At 61.6% G+C, this 557-nt stretch carries 1 protein-coding gene; it reads right to left on the bottom strand.

Annotated features, from left to right (window positions below; translation table 11 throughout):
* A partial coding sequence (locus B2A78_RS25455) for an IS1595 family transposase (RefSeq protein WP_143735329.1) occupies window positions 1-512 on the bottom strand: 512 nt, incomplete at its 3' end.
* Between the last annotated feature and the right edge of the window lie 45 nt (window positions 513-557).

Here is a 557-nt window from a genome sequence, read left to right as displayed (position 1 = left end):
ACCGCCATCACAAAGGCCGACTTGTTTTCGGAACCACGCCCCGGTTTCCCCGGCCGCTCACCGCCCAGGTAGGCATCGTCGATCTCGACCCGCCCGGCCAACTGCCGATCCGTTTCCCGCTCCGCCATCACCTGGATCAACTTGTGCTTCACCAGCCATGCCGTGCGATAACACACCCCGAGATGGCGCATCAGTTCCAGTGCCGAGACATTGTTCTTGGCCTGGGTCAGGAGATACATGGCCAGAAACCAGGTGGTCAGCGGCAGCTTGGTCGCTTGGAAGATCGTCCCGGCGATCAGCGTCGTTTGGCTCCGGCAGTGTCCGCATTGCCAGTATTTCCGCCCGGTCCGTTCGAACACCGTGTGGCGCGCGCCGCCGCAGACCGGACAGCGGAAACCGTCCGGCCAGCGCAGGGCCTCCAGTGCCGCTTCGCACTGCGCTTCACTGCCGTATTGCGTCAGAAACTCGGCCAACGACAAACCCTTTTGAAATTGCACCCGGTTCATAGGCATGGGACACCCCGCTTGTGATAGATGCCCATAGTCTAAGGACCCTAG

This window comes from Methylocaldum sp. 14B (assembly GCF_002005105.1).
Taxonomy (GTDB): Bacteria; Pseudomonadota; Gammaproteobacteria; order Methylococcales; family Methylococcaceae; genus Methylocaldum.
Note: the sequence above shows the minus strand (reverse complement) of the source record. Positions and strands in the feature narration are given on the sequence as shown.